The organism is Streptomyces cupreus, assembly GCF_014257025.1.
In the GTDB taxonomy this organism is placed as follows: domain Bacteria; phylum Actinomycetota; class Actinomycetes; order Streptomycetales; family Streptomycetaceae; genus Streptomyces; species Streptomyces cupreus.
Genome location: NZ_JACMSF010000021.1, coordinates 1 through 22,562, shown reverse-complemented (window position 1 = coordinate 22,562; position 22,562 = coordinate 1). Strand labels below are relative to the sequence as shown.

The window sequence follows — 22,562 nt, the reverse complement described above, 5'->3', positions numbered from 1 at the left end:
ACGAGGTCCCGGGGCAGCCCCTTTTCATGGCTTCGCTCAGGAAAGCTGGCCGTCGTAGTCCGGCAGCTTGTACGTCTTCTCGGCGTGGCCGCCCGACAGGTCGGTGGCGCTGTTGCCGATGTTCGCGATGATCGTGTAGCCCTTGTTCTCGATGTCGACGCGCTGGGCCGTCTTGTAGTCGGCGACGTTCTTGAACAGGTCGAGGAAGCCGCGGACGTAGAGCCCGGCGACCTTGTAGCCGCGGTACTTGAGGTTGTAGTCCGTGACCGAGTAGATGATGCCCGGGCGGGCGGTCACGAAGAACAGGGCGACGCCGTGCTCCTGGGCGTACTTGGCGACCTCCAGGACCGGCTTGTTGGCCGGCTGGGGGTAGCTGAAGCCGAAGTCGGTCTCCAGGGTCGTGTTGTCGATGTCGAACACGATCGCCTGCTTCTCACCGGGCTCGGTGTTCGCGATCCGCTGCTTGAGCTGAGGCAGCGCCCGGTCCATCACGATCTGGCAGTCCTTCTGCCAGGTGTCGTAGTCGACGTCCTCCGCGGTGGCGGCGGCGATGGCGACGCTCGTCGTGCCGGTGCTCGTCGCGGCCTGGGCCGATCCGGCGAAAGCCACAAGGGCGGCGGCGGAGGCTGCGGTGGCACCTATGCGGAGCGCCCAGGGGCGTCGGGTGGTCATGTGTGTGGGGGTCCCTTCGCGTACGGCCAGAGTGTCGTGTGCATGTTCGTGGGACTGGGTGGCGCGTGGGGAACCGTAGGGTTACTGAACGGTAGGTGGCTAGAGGTGTGCGTCACACGACGCCGCGGATCCGCTTGAAGGCGGGGGGCACCGGGAGCGGGGCGAGGATCTCCTCGGGGACCCAGGTGACCTCGGGGGCGTAGACGATGGTGACCGAGCGGAGAGCGGGGAACAGGGTCGGGACGGCCGAGAGGTCCTCGGTGCCCTGGAAGTTGTTCAGGCGCAGATGGGTCACCCCGGGCAGGGGTGGGCCCTGCCAGCCGTCCAGGTTCTGCCAGTTGAGGCGCAGTTCCTCCAGTTGGGGGAGCTGGGCGACCTCCGCGCAGTCCTCGGGGGAGAGCGGTTCGTACAGCTTGGCGAGGCTCAGCTGTCGCAGCGAGGGAAAGCGGTGCAGGCCGCGCAGGCCGGTGTGCGTGAGTGCCGACTTGGTGAAGCGCAGATAGTGCAGGTCCAAGTCCCTGGGGAGCGCCGCGTCCAGGGAGTCGGCCTCCAGTGTGATCCCGAGATCGAGCTGGTTCAGGACCGGCATACCGGAGAGGGCGGACAGATCCAGGTCGGACTCCAGCAGGTCCAGGGACAGCCAGGACAGGGGGAGGCCGGCCAGTGGGGCCAGGTCTTCCAGGGAGAAGCACCTGCTGAGGTCCAGATAGACGAGCCGGTGCAGGGACGACAGGCAGGTCAGGTCCCACAGCTCGTCGTTGTCCCGGATGACCAGCTCCGCCGTCGTTTCGGGGTTGAGTCCGGCGCTGATCTCGTCCGGTTCGATACCGCCGACCAGTTGCACGGAACGCCGCCCGCCCAGCTCCCGCAGAAACCGCAGCTGCTCCACCGACCGCGCACTGAAGAACAGCTCGTCCTCCGGCAGATGCGCGATGACCTCCTCCCCGAATCGGCGGGTCGCGAACCGGTGCCAGGTCCAGGTCAGTTGAGCCCGCACGTCGAGCGCCGGATGGGAGCGGAACCGGGCCAGCACCGGCAGTGCGGCCTCCGTGCCGATGAGGGACGCCGTCACGACGACCGCCCGCGCCTCCTCCTCGTCCAACCCCTCAGGGCCCGGCAGCAGCTCCAGGGCGAGCGGGCCGACCGAGGCAAGCGCCCGCGCCTCCTCCGTCGTCCGCGGCGGGATCAGCGAGGCCGCGTTCCGCTCCACCTCTGCCCGCACCCGCGGATCCAGCTCCGTCGCGTGCTCCAGCGAGGCCAGTGCCAGGAGCCGTAGGCGCGCGCTCGCCGCGCCCTCCGTCCGTTCCGCCGACGCACTCAAGTCCCGTAGCAGATCGGCCCGTTCACGCGGGCGCGCATGCGCCACCGCCATCCGGAGCACGTCCGCCCACTGCTCGTCCACCGCTCCGCGCACCAGTAGTCCGAAATCGCCGTCCTCCACGGCCGCCTTCGCGCCCAGGTAGTCCTGGAAGGTGCGGTGGACGAACTCCACGGTCCCGGCGGCCGGTTCGCGCAGCAGGCCGCTGCGGACCAGCAGATAGCGCAGGATCTGCCCGGCGTCGCCCTGGTCGCCCGCGACCGGCAGGGACGGCAGGACGTCGGCGATGATCCGCTCGGCGCGGTCGCGGTCCAGCTCGGACTGGTTGTTGCGGATCAGCCAGTACGCGAGCCGCTGCAGCAGCTGGATCTGGGGGAGTTCGGTGAGGAACACCTCCCCTTGCGGGAACATGTCCCGTTCCTCGTCCCGGCGGGCGAGCAGCATCGACAGGGCCGCGTCGTACAACTCCTGGCGCCCGTGCGGCAGATACCCGCGCCGGTCCCGGTGCAGGGCGCAGATCAGCCCGCACATCAGGGGGTTGGTGGCGAGCCGCCCGAGATCGGGCTTGGTGCGTACGGCGTCGAGGAGGGACCGCCGGTAGCCGTCCAGGCGGTTGGGGTCGGGTGCGTCGATACGGGCCGCCGTGTGCCAGCGGTCGATGAACGCGGCCACGTCGTCCTGGCTCATCGGGGTGAGCGCCAGCTCCGTGAAGCCGTCCGCGGCGAGCCAGTCCTCGCGTACGGCGGAGGGGCGGGAGGTGACCAGCCACTGGTTGCCGGGGTAGACGTCGAGGAGGTCGCGCAGCCAGCGGCGGGTGCGTTCCCGCTCGCGCTCGGGGATCTCGTCGATGCCGTCGATCAGCAGCAGGCCACGGCCGGCGGCCAGGACGCGGTCCGCCCAGCCGTCCGGCTGGTTCGCGTGGAACGGGACGTGCACGGCGGACAGGAAGGCGTCCGGCGCCGGGAGGCCGCCGGGGCGGCGGACCAGGGTGCGCAGCGGCAGCACGAACGGGACCCGGTCGCCGCGCTCCCCGCGGGCCGCGGTCACCGCGAGCCACTGCACGAGGGTGGTCTTGCCGGATCCGGCGACCCCGCGCAGCAGTACCCGGTCGTGCTCCGAGAGGGCCTGTTCGGCGGGGAGGGCGCTGGCGGCGGAGGCGATGTGCAGGCCGCCGGGGCCGGTGGCGCGGTCGTCCTCGGCGGGGCCGAGGGCCTGGAGGCTGAGGTAGGCGGCGTCCAGGGGCCAGCGGTCGGGGGAGTTGGCCAGGTCGATGCCGTAGATGGTGAGCTGGCCGTGCTTGGTGGTGACGTAGGGCCGATAGCGCCGTTCGAAGGCCGTGTCGGTGCCGCCGGTGGGTGGGGTGCGGGCGATCAACTCGTCGACCTTGGCGATGAGTTCGTGCTGTCGCCGGGACTGCTCGACGAGGGTGCGGGGTACGAAGTTGGACCGCTGGGTGAAGAAGTGCACGATGTGCAGACAGGCCGTGGTGAGCAGGCGGCCGTAGAACTGTCCGGCGTCGTAGGAGAGTTTGCGGTCCGGGTGGCCGCTCGCGTTCCTGAGGCTGGCGGCCAGGAACTCGTGCCCGAGGTCCACCGCCTGTACGTCGGTCATGGTCAGGTCGCCGAGCGCGTGCAGGGTGTCGGCGAGGGCGTGCACGACAGCCTGTTCCTCGTCGGCGTAGATGGGCCGCTCGCCGCCCTTGAGGGCCTGGCGGACCAGTTCGGCGGAGAGTTTGTGCAGGTCGGGGCGGTCCAGGGTGCGCTTCTCGCCGCGGAAGGAGACGAAGCCGGAGATCCGGACCGGGCGGTCGACGAGGGCGGCGCCCGCGGACTCGGTCACGAACAGCTTTTTGATCAGGGGGGTGACCAGGGAGGACGCCAGCCTGACGCCTATGGCTGAGGGTTCCATGGGGGCGGTCACTCCTTGGGGCGAGGGTTGACCTCGATGGTGGGCGGGAGGGCGGAGACGTTGCGCAGGCGGCAGGTGGGGGAGGTGACGACCGTGCGCAGGCTCGGGTGTGGGGTGAGCGGGGCGAGGTCGAGTTCGTCGGCGAAATAGACGGAGAGGATGGTCAGTTCCGGGAACACGGAGACCAACGGGCCGAGGTCCACCGTCTGGTGACTGGCCATCAGCGACACGTGCGTGATCCTCTCCAAGCACTTGCCCCGGGTTGCCAGATCGGAGAGTTGGCCGGGCTTGAGGATCAGAATGGTCAGGTTTTCGAGGTCCGAGACCGCCTGCCATTCCTCGGCGGTGAGCGGGGTGTCGATGTCCACACCGAGTTGCCTGAGGGACCGGAACTCGCTCAGCGCGGCCAGGTCGCGCGCGGCGGGAGGCAGGAAGAGGTACTCTAACGGGGCCTCGCGGGGCAGAGCCTCCAGGCCGGGCCAGGGTGTCGTGCCGCGGAGGCTGAGCAGGGTGAGCCCGGTGAGTTCGCGCAGGGGAGTCAGGTCGTCCAGGCCGGGAAGGTCGCTGAGGATCAGCTTCTGAAGGGGTATTCGGGTCAGCGGCTCGACGGAGGTCAGGCCGGGGCACTCCATCACGCGGAGCCAGGTCAGATTCCGGTACCCCTCCAGGAACCCCAGGTCGGTCACCGGGCTGTTGGTCAGCGAGAGGCTGCTCAGCTTCGCCCCGGGCAGGTCCTTCGTGATGAGGTCAGGACCCAGGTCACCCCACACCTCTACGTCGTGGTGTCCACCGAGCCGGCCGAGCGCCGCGAGCTCCTCCGCCGTACGCACGACGATCGTCGTGTCCGGCGTGTCCAGCAGATGCCGGACCACCTCCTCCGCGTACGTCTCGGTGTCGAACTGGTCCCAGTGAAAGCCCAGTCGGCTCCGCACGATCGGGCTGCCGTGATCCCGGTACCGCACCAGACACGGCAACGCCGCATCCCCGCCGATCAGACTTGCCGCGCTGACGACATTGGCGGCGGCCTGATGGTCGTCCACCTCCTCGGGGCCAGGCAGCAGCTCCAGCACCATCGGCCCCAGGTCCGCCAGCTTGCGGGCCTCCGGCTGGGTGCGCGGCGGGATCAGCTCTCCGGCGCGCCGCTCCACCCGCGCCCTCACTTCCGGGTCCAGCTTGGCCGCGTGCTCCAGGCAGGCCATCGCCAGCAGATGCAGTCGCGCCCGGTGCTCCTGCTCCCGGTCGCCGCGCTCCACCAGGCCGCGCAGCAGGCGGGCCCGTTCGTCCGGGCGGGCGTGGGCGACGGCCATGCGGATGACGTCCTCCCACTGGTCGAGATGGGCGTGGTGCAGCAGGACGTCGAAGTCGCGCTCCTCCACGGCCGCCCGCGCGCCCAGGTAGTCCTGGAAGGTGCGGTGGACGAAGTCCACGGCCCCGGCGGCCGGTTCGCGCAGCAGACCGGAGCGGACGATCAGATGGCGCAGGATCTCCTCGGCCGAGCCCTGCGCGGCGACGTACGGCATGGAGGGCAGCAGCCGCTCCAGTTGGTTCAGGGCGTCCGAACGGTCCATCTCGGCACGTCCGTTGCGGATCAGCCAGTACGCGAGCCGCTGCAACAGCTCGACCTGGGACTCCTCGTCCAGTTCCACGGTCAGCTCGCGCTCGCGGTCCCGGCGCTCCAGCAGCATCGACAGGGCCGCGTCGTACAGGGCCTTGCGGCCCCGCGGCAGAAAGCCCCGGCGCTCGCGGTGCAGGGCGCAGATCAGGGCGCACATCAGGGGGTTGGTGGCGAGCCGGCCGAGGTCCTGTTTGGTGCGTACGGCGTTCAGCAGCGCCTCGCACAGGGCCGGTTCGGCGCCGGCGGCCCGGTGCCAGCGGCGGATGAAGACGGTGATGTTCTCCCGGCTCATGGGGGAGAGGGTCAGCTCGGTGAAGTCCTCGCCGCCGAGCCACTCCTGCCGTACGGCGGAGGGGCGGGAGGTGACCAGCCAGAGGTTGCCCGGGAAGGCGGCGAGCAGATCGGCCAGCCAGCGCCGGGTGCGCTCGCGCTCCTCCTCCGGGACCTCGTCGATGCCGTCGACCAGGAGGAGGCCGCGTCCGGCACCGAGGACGCGGTCCGCCCAGCCCGCGGGCTGGGAACCGGCCAGCGGGCAGCTGACCGCGCTCAGGAAGTCGCCGGGGACGGGGAGGCGGGCGCCGCCGCGGGTGAGGGTGCGCAGCGGCAGGACGAAGGGGACGCGGCCCATGAGATGGGCGAGGTCACCGGTGAGCCGGCCCTGGTGGGCGGTGGTGACCGCCAGCCACTGCACGAGCGTGGTCTTGCCGGACCCGGCGACTCCGCGCAGCAGCACCCGCTCGTGCCCGGCGAGCACCTGCTCCACCGGCTGCGCGGCGGACGGCAGCCAGCGCTCGGGGAGGGCGACCTCGCCGGCCGGCGTCAGGGACTCGTCGGGTGCCGCCTGGTGCTCGGTGTCACGGGTCGCCTCAAGGCTCAGATAGGCGGCGTCCAGGGGCCAGGCACGGGACTCGTTGAGATCGATGCCGTAGATCGTCAGTCGGCTGTGCTTCTTGGCGAGGTAGGCCGTGTAGCGCTGTTCGAAGCTGGTGTCCTCGACCGTACGGTTCGCCAGGCGCCCGAGCAGGACGTCCATCCGCTCGATCAGCTCGCCGAGTTGCCGGCTCTGCTCGACGAGGGTGCGGGGGACAAAGGCGGACCGCTGGGTGAAGAAGTGCAGGATGTGCAGACAGGCGCTGGTCAGCAGCTGGGAGTAGAGGGAGACGGAGTCCTCGCTGAGGAAGCGGACCAGGTCACGGCCGCCCGCCTGGACGTACAGGGTGGTGGCCAGTGCCTCATGGCCCAGGCGTACGGCCTGGACGTCGTCGAGCTCCAGATTGCCCAGGGCGTACAGCGTCAGCTCCAGGGCGTCGGTGACGGCCTCCAGCTCGGTGTCGTCCAGCGGCGACTCCCGGGTCTCGCGGGCTGCCCGGCCGACCAGCTCGCGGACGAGCTTGCGTAACTCCTTCTCGCCGAGCGTCCGCTTCTCGCCCCTGAAGGACACCAGTGCCGAGAGTCTCACCGGCCGGTCCACCAGGGCGGCGCCCGGGCCCTCCTTGACGAACAGCTTCTTCACCAGCGGACCGACCAGGCCGGACGCGAGCCTGGCGCCGAGTACTGCCGGGTCCAACCCGCCCTCCCCCGTCGTCACATGAACGCTGGTCAGCGTAGCGCCGGTCACATTCCGCCGTCCTTGGATCTTGACAGCCGGTGACATGCCGCACAGGCGATTTGTCCGTTACTAGGTCGAGTAGTGGAAAGGTCCATGGGGCAAAAAGGACTTATGGCACGGAGCCTCAAGGCCGGTTTTGCGGGCATGGGCTTATTTGTCCTAGATGGGAGCTCTGTCAAGAAGGGTTCAGTTTTCGGATGAAGTACTATCTTCCGTCGTAGATCTGGGGTTTGGGGGTGGATGGGGGTCAGGGGTACCAAGGACTGGCCCATCCGGCAGCCGTCCGAGTGCCGGGTGGTTTTCATGTCCCCGACCCCCCGAGGTTCCGATGTCCCAGCGCGTCTCCGCCCGTTCTTCCCGTACGTCCACGCTCCGCACCCGCGTCGCCGCCGTGGCCGCAGCCCTGGGGGCGTCGGTCGTGCTGGGGGCCGGAGTCGCCCAGGCCGCGCAGCCCGCCGTCGCCCAGACCGCCACGACCGCGAAGGCCACCAAGGCGGCCAAGGCCGTCTCCTGGGTCAAGCCGGTGAAGAAGTACACGAAGTCCGCGAGCTTCGCCCAGAACGGCGCCATGTGGCAGTCCACCCACAGCGGCCAGGACTTCGCCGTCGCCAGCGGCACCCAGGTCTACGCAGCGCACGGCGGCACCGTCGTCAAGGCCGGCGGCAACGGCGCCGGTGACGGCCCCGCCTACGGCAACGCCGTCGTCATCAAGCACGGCAACGGCACGTACTCCCAGTACGCCCACCTGTCGAAGATCCAGGTGAAGGTCGGTCAGATAGTCAAGACCGGCCAGCGCATCGCCCTGTCCGGCAACACCGGCAACTCCAGCGGCCCGCACCTGCACTTCGAGATCCGTACGACCGCGAACTACGGCTCGGCCGTCGACCCGGTGGCGTTCCTGCGCGCCAAGGGCCTGTCGCTCTAAGGCCCAAGGCCTAAAGCCGCCCGCTCCCGCGATGGGCCTGGGTCACCAGGTCCATCGCGACCTCCAGTACGGCGTCGCGCTTGTCCTCGGGATCGGCGTCGAGGTCCTGGAGGAAGAACATCCCGGCGTGCAGGGTGAAGATCGCGCTGACGTAGCGGACCTGGTCGACCAGTTCGGCGTCCGGGTCGATGATGATCTCGCGCAGGCCCTGCATGCGCTCCTTGATGGTCTCGCCGACGCGCAGTTCCCGTACCGTCGCCTGGTTCTCCTGCATGAAGCGGAACAAGGGGGCGGCGTCGGTGAGGATGGCGTTGTAGCGCCGTACGATCTCCTGCTTCGTCTCCAGAGTGTGCGGCTCGCCCTTGCCCCACTCGATCAGGTCGAGGATCGGCCGGGTCAGATCGTCGTAGATGCTGACCAGGATCTCTTCCTTGGTCTTGAAGTGGTAGTAGAGCGCCGCCTTGGTGACGTCGAGGCGCTCGGCGATCTCCCGCAGTGAGGTCTTCTCGTATCCCTGCTCGGCGAAGAGTTCGAGCGCCACGTCCTGGATGCGCTGACGGGTGTTACCGCGGCGCCGCTGCTTGGTGCCATCCATGCCGCTCATGCCGCCCATCCTCGTACTCCTCGCGCTTTCCGACACTTACTTGACGCCCGGCTAGTTACGCCTCTACTTTCCTGAAGTGTAGACAACTAGCCGGGCGGCAAGTAAGTAGCTGGGGGAGTGGGAGTCATGGCGCAGACACAGGCAGTGGACGCGGTACCGGAGAAACAGCCCAAGAGCGTGCGGGTGGTCCTGCTCGCGCTCATGATCACGATGATGCTGGCGATGCTCGACAACATGATCATCGGTACGGCGATGCCGACGATCGTGGGAGAACTGGGCGGGCTCGAACATCTCTCGTGGGTCGTCACCGCGTACACCCTCGCCACCGCCGCCTCCACCCCACTGTGGGGCAAGCTCGGCGACATGTACGGGCGCAAGGGCGTCTTCATGAGCTCGATCGTGCTCTTCCTGATCGGCTCCGCGCTCAGCGGCATGGCCCAGGACATGGGCCAGCTCATCGGCTTCCGGGCCGTGCAGGGCCTCGGCGCCGGCGGACTCATGGTCGGTGTGATGGCGATCATCGGCGACCTGATCCCGCCCCGCGAGCGCGGCAAGTACCAGGGCATGATGGCCGGCGTCATGGCGCTCGCGATGATCGGCGGACCGCTGGTCGGCGGCACCATCACCGACCACTGGGGCTGGCGCTGGGCCTTCTACATCAACCTGCCCCTCGGCATCGTCGCCCTGCTCGCCATCAGCGCGGTCCTGCAACTGCCGAAGAAGCGGGCCGAGGCGCGGATCGACTATCTGGGCGCCGCGCTGCTGACCGTCGGCATCACCGCGATCGTGCTGGTCACCACCTGGGGCGGCACCGAGTACGCCTGGACGTCCGCGCGGATCATGGAGCTGATCGGCATCGGCGTCGCCGCGCTCGTCGGGTTCGTGTTCTGGCAGACCAAGGCCGCCGAGCCGGTGCTGCCGCTGCACATCTTCCGCAGCCGGAACTTCACGCTGATGTCCGTCATCGGCTTCATCACCGGCTTCGTGATGTTCGGCGCCACGCTCTTCCTGCCGCTGTACCAGCAGTCCGTGCAGGGCGCGTCCGCCACCAACTCCGGGCTGCTGCTCCTGCCGATGCTCGGCGCGATGCTGGTGACCTCGATGGTCGCGGGCCGCGTGACCACCAACACCGGGCGCTACTACGTCTTCCCGGTCCTCGGCAGTGTCCTCATGGTCGTCGGGCTGTACCTGCTGTCCACCATGGACACCGGGACCTCGCGGTTCACCTCCGGTGTGTTCATGGCCGTGGTCGGTCTCGGCATGGGCTGTCTGATGCAGATCACCATGCTGGTCGCGCAGAACAGCGTGGAGATGAAGGACATGGGCGTCGCGTCCTCCTCCACCACTCTCTTCCGTACGCTCGGCTCCTCCTTCGGTGTCGCGATCATGGGCGCCCTGTTCAACAACCGAGTCGGGGATGTCATGGCCGAGCGGGCCGGGGCGATCGGCTCCAAGGTGACCGAGCAGTCCGCACAGCTGGACGCCGCGAGCCTGGCGAAGCTGCCGGAGGCGGTGCGCGAGGCCTACCAGCACGCGGTGTCCGCCGGCACCCACTCGGCGTTCCTGCTCGGGGCCGTGGTGGCCGTGGTCGCGCTGGTCGCCGCGGTGTTCGTGAAGGAGGTCCCGCTGAAGGGGGCAGGCCCGAAGGAGGACGCCACGGCGCCGAAGGCTCCGGTGGCGGAGACCGTCTGACCGGTCGTTGTCAGTGGCGCGTGCCGCCGACTTCGCGGGGGCGGCGCAAGCGCCCATCGAAGGCGCCGCTACGGCAGCATCGGATAGCTGCCCGTATTCGTCGGTGCGTGCTCCGGCAGCCACAGCACCGCCACCGCCCCCTCCGCCGGTACGCCCTCCGGGGCGCCGGCCGGGCGGATGTTGCGGAAGGTCAGGCGGGCGCCGAGGACGCGGGCCTGGCCGGCCGCGATGGTCAGGCCCAGGCCGTGCCCGTGGCCGGCCCGGTCGCTGCTCCCGGTGCGGAACCGGCTCGGCCCGTCCGCGAGCAGCGCCTCCGGGAACCCGGGACCGTGGTCGCGGACCCGGATGACCCGCCCCTCGACGGTGACCTCGACCGGCGGCTTGCCGTGCCGGGCGGCATTGGCGAGGAGGTTGAACAGCACGCGCTCCAGGCGCCGAGGGTCTGTGGTGACCTCCGACTCGTGCACGACACGGACCTCGACGTCCGGATCCTTCGCCGCGACCCGCCGGGTGATGAACTCGCCCAGCATGATGTCCTGCAACTCCGCCCGCTCCGAGGCACCGTCCAGGCGGGCGACCTCCAGGACGTCCTCCACCAGCGTCCGCATGGCCTTCGCCCGGTCCAGCACCAGCTCGGTCGGCCGCCCGGGCGGCAACAGTTCCGCCGCGGTCAGCAGCCCGGTCACCGGCGTACGCAGCTCGTGCGCGATGTCGGCCGTGACCCGCCGCTCCGCCTCAAGTCGCTGCTGAAGCGCGTCCGCCATGGCGTCCACCGCCCGCGCGAGATCGTCGGTCTCGTCCCGGACGACCCCGCCGATCGCGTCCCGCACCCGTACGTCCGTCTCGCCCTTGGCGACCTGCCCCGCCGCGACCGCCGCCTTGCGCAGTCGGCGCGACATCTGCCCGCCGATCAGCACCCCGATCGCGCTGCCGCCGAGGACGACCGCGATGGAGCCGATCACCAGGGCCTGGTCGAGATCCTTGAGGATGTCGGTGCTGCGGTCGGTGAACCCGGTGTGCAGCGACAGCACCTTCCCGTCCTGCACCGGCACGGCCGCCCAGATGTCCGGCCCGCCGCCCGCCGAGTCGGTGACGTACGTCGCCCGCCGCCGCTGCTGGACCTTCTCCCGGAGCGGCTCGGGCAGATCCGGGTCGTCGACCTTGACGTTCGGGAAGTTCGGGCGCCCGGACAGCTCGTAGTTGCGCTGCGCGATCTGGATCCGTTCATCGGCGAGATCGCGCGCGTTGTCCAGCATCGACACACGCGCCGCGTTGTGCACGACCAGGCTGAGCGCGACCGCCACCAGCGCGCCGACCAGCGCGATGGCCGCGCTGAGCTTCCACTTCAGCCCGGTACGGATATCGGCCGCGCGTAGATCCGCACGGCGCCAGGAGATCCCCCGCATTCCCCGCCCCGCTCAGGCCTTGAGCTTGTAGCCGAAGCCACGGACCGTCTCGATCCGGTCCTGGCCGATCTTCGTGCGCAGCCGCTGCACATGGACGTCGACGACCCGGGTGTCCCCGCCCCAGCCGTAGTCCCACACCCGCTCCAGGAGCTTGTCCCGGGAGAGCACCGTGCCCGGCGCCGAGGAGAACTCCAGCAGCAGCCGCATCTCGGTCGGGGTGAGCGCCACCGGCCGGCCGGCCCGGCGCACCTCCATCCCCTCGGTGTCGATCTCCAGTTCACCGAAGGTCAGCACCCCGCCGGTCGCAGCCGCTCCCGGCTCCGCGGCCTGCGCGCCACCGCTCGCGTGCCCGAAGCGGCGCAGCACCGCACGGATCCGGGCGACCAGCACGGCACCGTCGAACGGCTTGGTCACATAGTCGTCGGCGCCCGCCTCCAGGCCCAGCACGACATCGATGGAGTCGGCGCGCGCAGACAGCATGATCACCGGCACGGTCGACTCGTCGCGGATCCGCCGGCACAGGCTGACCCCGTCCAGGCCCGGGACCATGACGTCCAGCAGGGCGATGTCGGGCCGGTCCGCCCGGAACGCCTCCAGGCCCGACAGACCGTCGGGCATGGCCGTGACCGCGAAGCCGTCCCGCTCCAGGGCGAGCTGGGTGGCCTCGCGGATGACGTCGTCGTCCTCGACGAACAGAACGTGGGTCTGGTCTGCCATCCCGGTGCTCTCAGTCCTCGTGGTGGTGGGTGTCCTACTAGGAGATCGGTCCGAGCGCCCGATCGGTTCATCCGGCCGTGCTCAGCCCGTCCACGCCGTGCTCAGGCATCCGGCACCGGCGAGGGTTCGTCGCCGACGACCGTGCCGTAGTCGTTGTGCCAGAAGTACTCCTGGGCGAAGCGGCCCTCGCTCCAGCGGTACGTGATCACGTTCTCGCCGGACGGACTCGACACCGGGTCGCCCTTCTCGTACACCTGCTTGCTCACCACCAGATCACCGCGGTCGATCTGCGCGTACACCGGCGGCTCCTCGGCCTTGAACACATTCTCGTACGTGCCGTTCTGCTCGCGATACACATACGAGCCGACACCCACGCCGTCTCCGCAGGTCAGGACGTTGACGACGACGTCTTCGGAGGTCCCGCCGGTCAGCTCGCCGTAGGAGGTGTCGATGGGGTAGTCGTCGGCGGTGCAGGGCTTGAGGTCGCGCTTGACCTCGGTCGAGATCTTCGGGTCCGACTTGATCAGCCGTACGACCTCCGCCTGGCCGGGGCGGCCGGCCGACGACGGTGAAGGGGACCCCTGCGGGGCCACGGCCGCGCCCGCGACCGACTCGTCGTGCGCCGGGCCCTCGTCCCTGGCGCCGGTGCCGCCGGTGGCGCAGGCGGACACGGAAAGGGCGAGGGCGGCGAACACGGCGAGCGCCGTGATCACCGCCTGGGTGGTCCCTCGTGCCCCGGTCGCCTCTGTGGCGTCACTGGCTAGGCCGCGCAACGCTCCCGCTCCTCACGCTCCAGCGCGCGTGCGTCCAGATCGCGGCTCTCCAGCTCCTCGCGGAGCCGGGCGAGCGCCCGGTGCAGCGTGCTCTTGACCGTTCCGGCCGACATGCCGAGGGCGGCGGCCGTCTCCTCCGTGGACATCTGCTCCCAGTGTCGCAGCACGACCACACTGCGCTGCTTGGGGGCGAGCACCTTCATGACGTCCATCAGGAGGGCGCGGTCCGCGTGCTGCTCGGTGGAGTCGTCGACCGAGGCGTCCGGGAGCTGCTCGGTCGGCACCTCCTCCAGCTTGCGGGCCCGCCACCACTCGGTCCGCGTGTTGATCATCACCCGGCGAAGGTAGGCGTCCGCGAGCCGCTTGTCCTCGATGGTCTCCCAGCGGCCGTACGTGCGGACGAGCGCCGTCTGGAGGAGGTCCTGGGCGTCCACGGGGTCCGGCACCAGCCGACGCGCGCTGCGCAGCAGCGCGTCCTGCCGGGTGCGGACGTACTCCTCGAATTCGAGCACCTCGCCCTGCGCCATGTTGACCGCCTCCACATCCCCGTTGACTTCTGTCGCGCTCCTGTCGAGCACGCAGATGAAGCTACGGAGGCGTTGTCACGGCGCTGTCCGAAGCAGCCTGCGGCTGGCACTCGGCTGTCCGTCGGTTGTGTAACGGAAGGAGGAAAGGGGTAAAGCAGTGCACCGAATGACGCCGGTATAGGCCGTTTTGGCGTTCGGCTCAGGTCAACGGCAGCCGATACAAACCACCTTGGAGCGGCTCCACGAGACCGTCCGCGACAAGTCCGTCCAGCGCCCGCGCACGCTGCACCGGCTCGTGCCATACGCGGTCCAACGCCGCCTGCGGCACGGGCGCGTGGGCCTCACGCAGTACGGCGAGCAGCTTGCCGCGGACCTGGCGGTCGGTGCCGGCGTAGGTCTGGCCGCGGCGCGGCGGACCCTCGTGCTCCGGCTTGCCCGCGAGCCGCCAGGCGCACCGCGCGGCGATCGGACAGCGGTGGCACGACTCGTTCTTCGCCGTGCACACCAGCGCGCCCAGCTCCATGGAGGCGGCGGCCCAGCGCGCGGCGGTCGGCTCGTCCTCGGGCAGCAGCGCGCGGGCGAGCTTGCGCTCGGCGGCGGTGGTGGCGTTCGGCGGGTACCGCACCCCGGTCACCGCGCGCGCGAAGACCCGGCGGACGTTGGTGTCGAGCACCGGGTGCCGCTGCCCGTACGCGAAGGAGGCGACCGCGGCCGCCGTGTACTCGCCGATGCCGGGCAGCGCCAGGAGCTGCGCGTGATCGGTCGGTACGTCGCCGCCGTGCCGTTCCGTTATCGCGACCGCGGCGCCGTGCAGCCGCAGCGCGCGGCGCGGATAGCCGAGCCGGCCCCAGGCGCGCACGGCCTCGCCGGGGGCCTCGGTGGCCAGGTCGGCGGGGCGCGGCCAGCGGGCCAGCCACTGCTCGTAGACGGGCTGGACCCGGTTCACCGGCGTCTGCTGGAGCATGAACTCACTGACCATCACCCCCCACGGCCCGGCCTCGGGCCGCCGCCAGGGCAGATCACGGGCGTGGTCGTCGAACCAGTCGATGACGGGGGCGTGCAACGGCTCGCCACCGGAGGAGTCGGAGGGGTTCGAGAGGGCGTCGGGCTTCGTGGGCGCAGTCATGGCCTTACCGATCCTGCCATGCGGGACGGCCCGCACGGTGGCACCGCCACCCCTTGGGGGTAGGGGACCTTGTGGATCACCTGACCGTACTGAGCCTGCTCGCCGCACCCGCTCCGTTCACCCTGGGATACGGACCCGCCCTCGGCGTCCTCGCCCTGCTGCTCGGCCTGCCACCCGATACCGGAGTGGGGGGTCCTGGCCGGCACGCTGCTCTTCGGCTGTGACGAAGCTACGGCCGCGAACCGCGCGTCTGGGATCGATTGAACAAGTCAGGAACGGTGGAGGCGCAGGTCGGGGCGGCTGTCCGGGATGATGATCCGGAAAAGTTGTGGCCCGGGGCGGCGGGTGGGGCCAGCGAACGCGCCGATCTCTCGTACAGTTTGCGCCGTGGGATCTCTGCGCAATCCGGTCGGGCCGCTTCCCTCCTCCATCTACTGGCGACGGAGGGCCGTACTGCTGTCCGTGGTCGCCCTGTTGGCGCTGCTGATCACCTGGGTGCTCACCTCGGGTGGCGGAGGCGACAAGAACGGCGCCGACGGGAACAACGGCAAGAATCCCGCCCCCTCGACGATCACGCCGGGACCGTCCGGCTCCGGGCCGGCGATCAGCCAAGCCCCGGGTGGGCGGGACGAGTCGGAGGACGGGGGCATCGGCGGTTCGGGGTCCGGCTCCGGCGACACGGGGGGTTCCGGCGACGGGTCGGGCTCCGGATCTTCCGACGGGAGCGCGGGCGGCGGCTCTACGGACGGCGGTACGGGCGTAGGCGCGGGCGACGCGCTTCCGGCGGGCTCTTCGCTGCCCAACTGCACTGCGGACGCGGTGAAGTTGACGGTTCGCAGTGTCCGTAACACATACGGACCCGGCGAGACGCCGACCCTGGAACTCACGGCGACGAACTCCTCCGGCGGCGACTGCAAGGTCGATCTGGGCCCGAAGCAAGCGGTCCTGACGATCACTCAGGCAGGCAGCGACGACGCCTACTGGTCCTCCGCGGACTGCCCGAAGACCTCCGCGAGCCTGCCCTTCCGCGTCGCGGCCGACAGCAGCGTCACCTACCCGATCAAGTGGGACCGCAAGCCGAGCGCCCCCGAGTGCGCAACGCCTCCGGCGGGTTCAGCAGCGGCCGGCACCTACCTGGTCGAAGCGACGACCCCGGGCTTTGCGAAGGCGCAGACGTCGTTCGTGCTGGAGAAGGACTGAGGGCTAGACGTACCGCTCAAGGATCGAGGACTCCGCCAGCCTCGACAGGCCCTCGCGCACGCTTCGTGCTCGGGCCTCGCCGACGCCGTCCACCGTCTGCAGGTCGTCCACGCTCGCGGCGAGCAGCTTCTGGAGGCCGCCGAAGTGTTCCACCAGCCGGTCGATGATCGCCCCGGGCAGCCGGGGCACCTTCGCCAGCAGGCGGAAGCCGCGCGGTGACACCGCGGAGTCCAGCGCCTCGGGCGACCCCGTGTACCCCAACGCCCGAGCGACCGTCGCCAGTTCCAGCAACTCCGCATGGCTCAGCGCGTCCAGCTCGGACAGCGCCTCCTCGACCGTACGGGAACGCTTCGCCGTCGGCTCGGGCACGTAATCCCGTACGACCAGCTCCCGCTCGGGCTCGACACCCGCGATCAACTCGTCCAGCTGAAGCGCGAGAAGCCGCCCGTCGGTGCCCAGCTCCACCACGTACTCGGCGATTTCGGTGGCGATCCGCCGGACCATCTCCAGCCGCTGCGCGACGGCCGAGACGTCCCGGACCGTCACGAGGTCCTCGATCTCCAGCGCCGACAGCGTGCCCGCGACCTCGTCCAGCCGCAGCTTGTACCGCTCAAGCGTCGCCAGCGCCTGGTTCGCCCGGGACAGGATCGCCGCCGAGTCCTCCAGCACCCGCCGCTGCCCGTCGACGTACAGCGCGATCAGCCGCATGGACTGCGAGACGGAGACCACAGGGAACCCGACCTGCTTGCTCACCCGGTCCGCCGTACGGTGCCGCGTGCCCGTCTCCTCGGTGGGGATCGTCGGGTCCGGCACCAGCTGCACACCCGCGCGAAGGATCTTCGACAGGTCCGACGAGAGCACGATGCCGCCGTCCAGCTTGCACAGCTCCCGCAGCCGGGTGGCCGTGAACTCGACATCCAGGACGAATCCGCCCGTGCACATGGCCTCGACGGTCTTGTCGGAGCCCAGCACGATGAGCCCTCCGGTGTTGCCGCGGAGGATCCGCTCAAGGCCGTCGCGCAGGGCCGTGCCGGGTGCCACGGCGCTCAGTGAGGCGCGCATCAGGCCATCGGCACCGGAGCTCCCACCGGACTTTCCGGGAGCTGCTGCCCGGTCGTTGGCTGCCACTGCACTCCTCCGGTCGCAGGTTCTGGGGCGCTCCCGTTTCGCACACTCGGTTCGTACGGACGGGCGAGACCAGGGCAAAGTCTACCGGCGGTCCTCGGCGTCCCGTGGGGCCTCTCGTCGACGCGAGCGCGGAAGGACCCGGAGGGCGTCCCCTATGTCCGCGACTTCCAGCACCTTCATACCCGCGGGGATCTTCCCGGGATCGCCCGGCACGAGCGCGTGCGTGAAGCCCAGCCGGTGCGCTTCGGCCAGCCTGCGCTGCACGCCCGTGACCCGTCTGACCTCGCCCGCGAGGCCCACCTCGCCGATCGCGACGAGATTCTTCGGCAGCGGGGTGTCGCTCGCGGCGCTGGCCAGCGCGAGGGCGACGGCGAGGTCCGCGGCGGGCTCCGAGAGCTTCACTCCGCCGACCGTCGCGGAGTAGATGTCCCGCTTGCCCAGGGCGCTGATCCTGCCGCGCTGTTCCAGTACGGCGAGCATCATCGAGACCCGGGAGGTCTCCAGACCGGAGGTGGTGCGGCGCGGGGAGGGGATCTGCGAGTCGACGGTGAGCGCCTGTACTTCGGCGACCAGCGGGCGGCGGCCCTCCAGGGTGACCGTCAGACAGGTGCCCGGGACCGGTTCGTCACGACGCGTCAGGAAAAGTCCGCTTGGGTCGGCAAGGCCCGTGATGCCCTCGTCGTGCAGTTCAAAGCAGCCGACCTCGTCCGTCGCGCCGTACCGGTTCTTGACGCCGCGCACCAGACGCAGGCGCGCGTGCCGGTCGCCCTCGAAGTGCAGGACGACGTCCACGAGGTGCTCCAGCAGACGGGGGCCCGCGATGGCGCCGTCCTTGGTGACATGGCCCACAAGGAGCGTGGACATCCCGCGCTCCTTGGAGGCCCGGATCAGCGCCCCCGCCACCTCCCGCACCTGGGCCATGCCGCCCGGGGCGCCGTCGATCTCCGGGGAGGCCACCGTCTGCACGGAGTCCAGGATCAGCAGGGACGGCTTGACCGCGTCCAAGTGGCCGAGCACGGCCGCCAGGTCGGTCTCGGCCGCGAGATACAGATGATCGTCGAGGGCATTGATGCGGTCGGCGCGCAGCCGCACCTGGCTCGCCGACTCCTCGCCGGTGACGTAGAGAGTGCGGTGTTCGTCACTGGCCGACTTGGCCGCGACGTCGAGCAGCAGCGTGGACTTGCCGACGCCGGGCTCGCCCGCGAGCAGTACGACGGCCCCGGGCACGAGCCCGCCGCCGAGCACCCGGTCCAGCTCGGGCACGCCGGTGGGCCGAGCGGTCGCCTGCCGCCCGTCGACCTGCCCGATGGGCAGCGCGGAGTTGGTGACGCGGCCCGGGGCGGTCGTCCGGACCGCGGGTGCCCCGTACTCCTCGATGGTCCCCCAGGCCTGGCACTCGGCGCACCGACCGAGCCACTTGGCCGTCTGCCACCCACACTCGGTGCAGCGGTAGGACGGACGCTCTTTGGCGGACTTCGTACGGGCAGCCATGAACCGAACGGTATAGGCCCCCACTGACAACGCCTTCAGCGGCGGCTGCTGCGGAACAGCCACGGTCGCCGAGACTGGGCGAAACCGGTCATCACCACCAAGAACCGGCCACGGAATCCGTCGCTCCAGTCCCCTTATGAGGGATCGTTTCACCCGTACGGATTAAATGTGCTCAAGGTGGAAGAAGCGACCACCCCGACCCGCCTACGGTCCACGGATGATGAGCAGCAGTCCGCAGACCACCACCCGCACCACCGGCGCACACGCACACCGAGCGCACCGGGAGGCGCGCGACCGAGGCGCTGCGCGCAACCTGGCGCAGCGCCCGCCCGCGCGTTACGAGCCGTACCTGGACGGCCTGTTCACCTACTGCCTGTCCGTCCTGTGCGACCACGACACCGCGACCGCCGCCCTCGGCGACGCTCTCGCGCTGGCCGAGCGCCGCGGCCAACGCGTCCCGGAGTCCGCCGCCGACCGCCGCGCCTGGCTGTACGCGCTCGCCCGCTGGTCGTGCCTGCGCAAGCTGGCCGAGGCCAAGCAGAAACGTCAGGCCACCCACGCGGCGGGCCGGTCAGGCGCCCACAGTCAGCCCTCCACCCCGCCCCTCTCCGAGCAGGTCCTGGAGGACCGCAGGCGCCAACTCGCGCTGCTCGCCTGGCCGGAGGCCGCCGGCACCACCCCCGAACAGCGAGAGGCGCTCGAACTCGCCGTACGCCACCATCTCGCCGCCCACGAGGTCGCCGCCGTCCTCGGCATGGACCCCACCGCCGCCCGCGAACTGCTCGCCTCCGCCGCCTGCGAAGTGGAGCGCACGCGCGCGGCCCTCGCCGTGGTGGAGACCGGCACCTGCCCGAGCGTCGCCCGCCTCACCGGTGACAACCAGCTCGTCCTCAGCACGGCCCTGCGCCGCGAGCTGGTGCGCCACGTCGACGACTGCCCCCGCTGCCGCCGTACCGCCGAAAGCGCGGTCCCCGGCCGCTGGCCCGGCGCCACCGTCACCCCCGCCGAGCTTCCCGTCCTGGAAGCGCCCCGCGCGGCCCTGCACGTGGCCATGGCGCACGTCCCACGCGCGCGGGGCACCGCTCCCCGCTTCGACCGCCGCGGCTTCCCGATGGACCCCAAGGACCGGGCCGCCCGCCGGGACCGCCTGCGCGCCCGTGCCGTCACCACGACCGTCATCGCCACCGTCGTGGCCGCCCCCGTGCTCGCCCTGTGGGCCGCCTACCGCGGCACTCCCACCGGCGAGAGCGCCGAGGGCCGCTCGGCCAGCGCGAGCGAGGCGCGCGACCCGGACGCACTGTACGGCGAGGCGACGGGCGGCTACGAGAGCGCCGGCAACACCGGCACCCACCCCGGCGGCGGCTTCGGCAAGGGCGCCAAGCCCGATGTCTCGGTCGAGGTCATCAGCGTCACCGGCGCCGGGAAGAAGGGCGCGGGACACCTGGAGGTCACGGCGATCAACCGCGGTGACACCACGCTCATCACCCTCGCCGCGACCAGTGACGCCCCCGTGCGCTGGTCCGCGAGCACCGGCGCCTCCTGGCTCTACCTGAGCCGTTCGTCGGGAACCCTCGCCCCCGGCGAGTCGTTGACGATCAAGGTGTACGTCGACCCGCTGCGCGAGCCGTCCGGGTACTGGAGCGCACAGGTCGCCGTCTCACCCGCCGGAGCCGTCGTCCGTATCGAGGGCTACGGCACCGCGCCCAGCCCCTCCGCCCCCGGACCCGGCGGCCCCGACCCGACGCCCACAAGTCCCACCCCGAGCGACCCGCCCCCCACGTCCCCGGACCCGACGCCCACCGACCCCGAGCCGACCCCGACCGACCCGGCGCCCACGGACCCCACGCCGAGCGACCCGCCGCCCTCGTCCTCCGACCCGGACCCGCCGCCCTCCGGCCCAGCAGACCCGGGAGGCTCGACGCCGCCGCCCAGCGACAGCGGCGACCCGAGCCCGTCCACGTCGTAGCCCCTCAGGCCGTCAGTCCACCGGATCCGCCGGATGCGGTGCCAGCAACGGCAGCTGGGAGGCCAGCCGCTCCTCGCACAGCTCGACCAGGCGGTCGTAGCCGGCCTTGCCCATCAGCTCGGTCAGCTCCGCCCGGTAGGAGACATACACCGGGTCACCGGCGCCGTGTGCCGAGGTCGCCGAGGTGCACCACCAGTGCAGATCATGGCCGCCCGGGCCCCAGCCGCGGCGGTCGTACTCGCCGATCGACACCTGGAGCACGCGCGTGTCGTCGGGTCGGTCGATCCAGTCGTAGGTCCGCCGGACCGGAAGCTGCCAGCAGACGTCCGGCTTGGTCTCCAGCGGCTCGCGGCCCTCCTTGAGGGCGAGGATGTGCAGCGAGCAGCCCGCGCCGCCCGCGAAGCCGGGCCGGTTCTGGAAGATGCACGAGCCCTGGTACGGGCGGGTCTGCCGGGAGCCCTCGTCGTCCTCCGAGATCCACCCGGTCTCCACGCCCACACCGTGGTGCTGCCAGATCTCCGGCGTGAGCCTCGCCACGTGCTCCGCCACCCGCTTCTCGTCGTCCTCGTCGGAGAAGTGAGCGCCCAGGGTGCAGCACCCGTCATCGGCGCGACCTGCTTGGATGCCCTGGCAGCCGCTGCCGAAGATGCAGTTCCAACGAGAGGTCAGCCATGTCAGATCGCATCGGAAGATCTGCTCGTCGTCTGCCGGATCGGGGAACTCCACCCACGCGCGTGCGAAGTCGAGGCCCTTCTCGTCCGCAGCCAGAGCCTTCTTCTTCGCCTTCTTCGACGGCTTCACCTGCGAAGAACCGCCGGGTGATTTGGCCGCCTTCTGGTCCTTCGCCTTTTTCGTCTTTGGCACCCGTCCAGGGTAAGTCGCCCGAGACCCCTGTCGGGACCGCACCGGGGGACGTGCACGGCCCGGCTGGCAGTAGCGTTCCGTACATGAGACTCGGTGTCCTCGACGTGGGATCGAACACGGTGCATCTGCTGGTGGTGGATGCGCACCCAGGCGCGCGCCCGTTGCCCGCGCACTCGCACAAGGCGGAACTGCGCCTTGCCCAACTGCTCGACGAGAGCGGGGCCATCGGGCCCGACGGGGTCGACAAACTCATCTCGGTCGTCAAGGAAGCGCTCCAGGCGGCCGAGGACAAGGGTGTGGAGGACCTGCTGCCGTTCGCGACCTCCGCGGTGCGCGAGGCCACCAACGCCGATGACGTCCTCGCGCGCGTGAAGGCCGAGACCGGGGTGGAGCTCCAGGTCCTCACCGGCGCCGAGGAGGCCCGGCTCACCTTCCTCGCGGTCCGCCGCTGGTTCGGCTGGTCGGCCGGAAAACTGCTGGTCCTGGACATCGGCGGCGGCTCCCTGGAGATCGCCTACGGCATCGACGAGGAGCCGGACGCGGCGGTCTCCCTGCCGCTCGGCGCCGGCCGACTCACCGCCGGCTGGCTGCCCGCCGATCCGCCCGCCCCCGAGGACATCCGCGCCCTGCGCCGGCATGTCCGCGCCCAGATCGCGCGTACGGTCGGCGAGTTCAGTCGCTTCGGACGGCCCGACCACGTGGTCGCCACGTCCAAGACCTTCAAGCAGCTCGCCCGCATCGCCGGCGCCGCCCGCTCCGCCGAGGGCCTGTACGTCCAGCGCGACCTGAAGCGCGAGTCCCTGGAGGCCTGGGTCCCGCAGCTCGCCGGCATGACAGCGGCGCAGCGCGCCGAGCTCCCCGGAGTCTCCGAAGGCCGCGCCGGGCAGCTCCTCGCGGGCGCCCTGGTCGCCGAGGGCGCGATGGACCTGTTCGGCGTGGAGACCCTGGAGATCTGCCCGTGGGCCCTGCGGGAGGGCGTGATCCTGCGCAGGCTGGACCACCTTCCGGCCATGTGACACCG

General features: G+C 70.7%; 18 protein-coding genes. 6 read left to right on the top strand and 12 right to left on the bottom strand.

The features are described 5' to 3' along the window. Positions 1-36 precede the first annotated feature (36 nt). From H4N64_RS20255 to H4N64_RS20245, 3 genes are all read right to left on the bottom strand, one after another. Complete coding sequence (locus H4N64_RS20255; RefSeq protein WP_186283796.1) at positions 37-672, bottom strand: HAD family acid phosphatase; 636 nt, start codon at positions 670-672, stop codon at positions 37-39. Positions 673-784: 112 nt separating this feature from the next. Then, on the bottom strand, positions 785-3,898 hold the full coding sequence (locus H4N64_RS20250; protein WP_186283795.1) for an NACHT domain-containing protein: 3,114 nt from the start codon (positions 3,896-3,898) through the stop codon (positions 785-787). 8 nt (positions 3,899-3,906) lie between these two features. Beyond that, complete coding sequence (locus tag H4N64_RS20245) at positions 3,907-7,131, bottom strand: NACHT domain-containing protein (protein ID WP_336246741.1); 3,225 nt, start codon at positions 7,129-7,131, stop codon at positions 3,907-3,909. 319 nt (positions 7,132-7,450) lie between these two features. On the opposite strand from H4N64_RS20245, the gene H4N64_RS20240 reads away from it, so the two are divergent. Next, on the top strand, positions 7,451-8,047 hold the full coding sequence (locus H4N64_RS20240; protein ID WP_186283794.1) for a M23 family metallopeptidase: 597 nt from the start codon (positions 7,451-7,453) through the stop codon (positions 8,045-8,047). Between the two features lie 10 nt (positions 8,048-8,057). On the opposite strand, the gene H4N64_RS20235 is transcribed toward H4N64_RS20240, so the two are convergent. Beyond that, on the bottom strand, positions 8,058-8,660 hold the full coding sequence (locus tag H4N64_RS20235) for a TetR/AcrR family transcriptional regulator (protein WP_186283793.1): 603 nt from the start codon (positions 8,658-8,660) through the stop codon (positions 8,058-8,060). Between the two features lie 117 nt (positions 8,661-8,777). Here H4N64_RS20235 and H4N64_RS20230 point away from each other — a divergent pair, with 117 nt between their 5' ends. Next, positions 8,778-10,343, top strand: a complete 1,566-nt coding sequence (locus H4N64_RS20230) for an MDR family MFS transporter (RefSeq protein ID WP_186283792.1) — start codon at positions 8,778-8,780, stop codon at positions 10,341-10,343. Between the two features lie 68 nt (positions 10,344-10,411). Here H4N64_RS20230 and cseC read toward each other — a convergent pair whose 3' ends face one another. The 5 genes from cseC to H4N64_RS20205 all read right to left on the bottom strand — a co-directional run bounded on the left by cseC (position 10,412) and on the right by H4N64_RS20205 (position 14,892). Next, a complete protein-coding gene (cseC, locus tag H4N64_RS20225; protein WP_186283791.1) occupies positions 10,412-11,749 on the bottom strand; it encodes a two-component system sensor histidine kinase CseC in 1,338 nt (445 codons plus the stop codon). A gap of 12 nt (positions 11,750-11,761) precedes the next feature. After that, positions 11,762-12,466, bottom strand: a complete 705-nt coding sequence (gene cseB, locus H4N64_RS20220) for a two-component system response regulator CseB (RefSeq protein ID WP_186283790.1) — start codon at positions 12,464-12,466, stop codon at positions 11,762-11,764. Positions 12,467-12,567: 101 nt separating this feature from the next. Beyond that, positions 12,568-13,239, bottom strand: coding sequence for a hypothetical protein (locus tag H4N64_RS20215; RefSeq protein WP_186283789.1), 672 nt, complete (start codon positions 13,237-13,239; stop codon positions 12,568-12,570). After that, on the bottom strand, positions 13,227-13,766 hold the full coding sequence (locus tag H4N64_RS20210) for a SigE family RNA polymerase sigma factor (protein ID WP_186283894.1): 540 nt from the start codon (positions 13,764-13,766) through the stop codon (positions 13,227-13,229). Before H4N64_RS20210 ends, H4N64_RS20215 begins: the two co-directional genes overlap by 13 nt. Positions 13,767-13,965: 199 nt before the next feature. Continuing rightward, entirely contained in the window at positions 13,966-14,892 is a 927-nt protein-coding gene (locus tag H4N64_RS20205; protein WP_186283788.1) for an A/G-specific adenine glycosylase, read from the bottom strand. A 71-nt stretch (positions 14,893-14,963) separates the two neighbouring features. Between H4N64_RS20205 and H4N64_RS20200 the strand changes: the two genes are divergently transcribed. Further along, entirely contained in the window at positions 14,964-15,116 is a 153-nt protein-coding gene (locus H4N64_RS20200) for a hypothetical protein (RefSeq protein ID WP_186283903.1), read from the top strand. 163 nt (positions 15,117-15,279) lie between these two features. Further along, positions 15,280-16,092, top strand: a complete 813-nt coding sequence (locus tag H4N64_RS20195; RefSeq protein ID WP_186283787.1) for a hypothetical protein — start codon at positions 15,280-15,282, stop codon at positions 16,090-16,092. Positions 16,093-16,095: 3 nt separating this feature from the next. Here the strand turns inward: H4N64_RS20195 and disA are convergent, their stop codons facing one another. After that, a complete protein-coding gene (gene disA, locus H4N64_RS20190; RefSeq protein ID WP_186283786.1) occupies positions 16,096-17,220 on the bottom strand; it encodes a DNA integrity scanning diadenylate cyclase DisA in 1,125 nt (374 codons plus the stop codon). An 81-nt stretch (positions 17,221-17,301) separates the two neighbouring features. Continuing rightward, entirely contained in the window at positions 17,302-18,711 is a 1,410-nt protein-coding gene (gene radA / locus H4N64_RS20185; protein ID WP_186283785.1) for a DNA repair protein RadA, read from the bottom strand. Between the two features lie 217 nt (positions 18,712-18,928). Between radA and H4N64_RS20180 the strand changes: the two genes are divergently transcribed. Continuing rightward, positions 18,929-20,677: a sigma-70 family RNA polymerase sigma factor gene (locus H4N64_RS20180; protein ID WP_186283784.1), complete on the top strand. Its 1,749-nt coding sequence runs from the start codon at positions 18,929-18,931 to the stop codon at positions 20,675-20,677. 12 nt (positions 20,678-20,689) lie between these two features. Here the strand turns inward: H4N64_RS20180 and H4N64_RS20175 are convergent, their stop codons facing one another. Beyond that, entirely contained in the window at positions 20,690-21,541 is an 852-nt protein-coding gene (locus H4N64_RS20175; RefSeq protein WP_186283783.1) for a DUF3109 family protein, read from the bottom strand. Between the two features lie 83 nt (positions 21,542-21,624). Here H4N64_RS20175 and H4N64_RS20170 point away from each other — a divergent pair, with 83 nt between their 5' ends. Next, positions 21,625-22,557 carry a Ppx/GppA family phosphatase gene (locus tag H4N64_RS20170; protein ID WP_186283782.1) on the top strand — a complete coding sequence of 311 codons (933 nt, stop codon included), beginning with the start codon at positions 21,625-21,627 and terminating at the stop codon, positions 22,555-22,557. Positions 22,558-22,562 lie beyond the last annotated feature (5 nt).

Bases quoted from the DNA above. Each gene is read 5' to 3' on its own strand.
- H4N64_RS20255 (WP_186283796.1), bottom strand. From the start codon at position 672: ATGACCACCCGACGCCCCTGGGCGCTCCGCATAGGTGCCACCGCAGCC.
- H4N64_RS20250 (WP_186283795.1), bottom strand. From the start codon at position 3,898: ATGGAACCCTCAGCCATAGGCGTCAGGCTGGCGTCCTCCCTGGTCACC.
- H4N64_RS20240 (WP_186283794.1), top strand. From the start codon at position 7,451: ATGTCCCAGCGCGTCTCCGCCCGTTCTTCCCGTACGTCCACGCTCCGC.
- H4N64_RS20235 (WP_186283793.1), bottom strand. From the start codon at position 8,660: ATGGGCGGCATGAGCGGCATGGATGGCACCAAGCAGCGGCGCCGCGGT.
- H4N64_RS20230 (WP_186283792.1), top strand. From the start codon at position 8,778: ATGGCGCAGACACAGGCAGTGGACGCGGTACCGGAGAAACAGCCCAAG.
- cseC (WP_186283791.1), bottom strand. From the start codon at position 11,749: ATGCGGGGGATCTCCTGGCGCCGTGCGGATCTACGCGCGGCCGATATC.
- cseB (WP_186283790.1), bottom strand. From the start codon at position 12,466: ATGGCAGACCAGACCCACGTTCTGTTCGTCGAGGACGACGACGTCATC.
- H4N64_RS20210 (WP_186283894.1), bottom strand. From the start codon at position 13,766: ATGGCGCAGGGCGAGGTGCTCGAATTCGAGGAGTACGTCCGCACCCGG.
- H4N64_RS20205 (WP_186283788.1), bottom strand. From the start codon at position 14,892: ATGACTGCGCCCACGAAGCCCGACGCCCTCTCGAACCCCTCCGACTCC.
- radA (WP_186283785.1), bottom strand. From the start codon at position 18,711: ATGGCTGCCCGTACGAAGTCCGCCAAAGAGCGTCCGTCCTACCGCTGC.
- H4N64_RS20180 (WP_186283784.1), top strand. From the start codon at position 18,929: ATGATGAGCAGCAGTCCGCAGACCACCACCCGCACCACCGGCGCACAC.
- H4N64_RS20170 (WP_186283782.1), top strand. From the start codon at position 21,625: ATGAGACTCGGTGTCCTCGACGTGGGATCGAACACGGTGCATCTGCTG.